The organism is Streptomyces sp. WAC05292, assembly GCF_003949955.1.
Taxonomy (GTDB): Bacteria; Actinomycetota; Actinomycetes; order Streptomycetales; family Streptomycetaceae; genus Streptomyces; species Streptomyces globosus.
Genome location: NZ_RPSE01000823.1, coordinates 1 through 797, shown reverse-complemented (window position 1 = coordinate 797; position 797 = coordinate 1). Strand labels below are relative to the sequence as shown.

Annotated in this window: 2 protein-coding genes; both read right to left on the bottom strand. The window is 78.7% G+C overall.

Going from position 1 to position 797, the window contains the following annotated elements; translation table 11 throughout:
* On the bottom strand, nt 1–314 hold a 314-nt coding region (locus EF903_RS33245; RefSeq protein WP_185902969.1), incomplete at its 3' end, for an FAD-dependent oxidoreductase.
* Nucleotides 311–797: molybdopterin oxidoreductase family protein (locus EF903_RS33240; protein ID WP_312845991.1), on the bottom strand; the 487-nt coding region annotated here is incomplete at its 5' end. The genes EF903_RS33245 and EF903_RS33240, both read right to left, overlap by 4 nt.

Genomic DNA, 797 nt, shown 5'->3' with positions numbered 1-797 from the left:
GCGGTGGCCAGGACGAGGGTGTCGTAGGGGTGGGCGGAGCCGTCGTCGGCGTGGACGAGGCGGCGGGCGCGGTCGATGCGGACGGCGGTCGTCCCGGTGCGCATCCGGACCCCGTCCGGGAGGGCGGGCAGGTCCAGCGCGGCGGGCGGCAGCGTGCCGTCCAGGACGGAGGTGAGCAGCACCCGGTGGTAGGGGGCGGCCGGTTCGGCGCCGAGCACGGTCACCCCGCCGCGGTGGCCGTGGTGGTGGAGCCGCTCGGCGAACCGGTGCGCGGCGCTGCCGCCGCCGACGACGAGGACCTCGCCGGCGCTCACAGCTCCGCCCCCGCGGCCCCGGCGGCCCCGGCGGGCTCGACGCGCACGGCGCAGACCTTGAACTCGGGCATCCGGCTGCGCGGGTCGAGGGCCGCCGAGGTGATCAGGTTGGCCCGGCCGGCGCCGGCGAAGTGGAACGGCAGGAACACGGTGTCGGTGCGCAGCGAGGGGACGAGGCGGACGGCGGCGAGGGTGCTGCCGCGGGCCGAGGAGACCCGGGCGGGGCGGCCTTCGCGCAGGCCGAGGCGGGCGGCGGTGTCGGGGTGGACTTCGACGAACGCCCCGGGTGCGGCCGCGGCGAGTTCGGGCACGCGGCGGGTCTGCGCCCCGGACTGGTACTGGGCGAGGACCCGGCCGGTCGTGGCGTACAGCGGGTATGCGGCGTCGGGGGTCTCGGCGGCGTCGCGGTGCTCGACCTCGGCGAAGCGGGCGAGTCCGTCGGGGTGGGCGAAGGCGTCGAGGAAGAGCCGGGGGGTGCCCGGG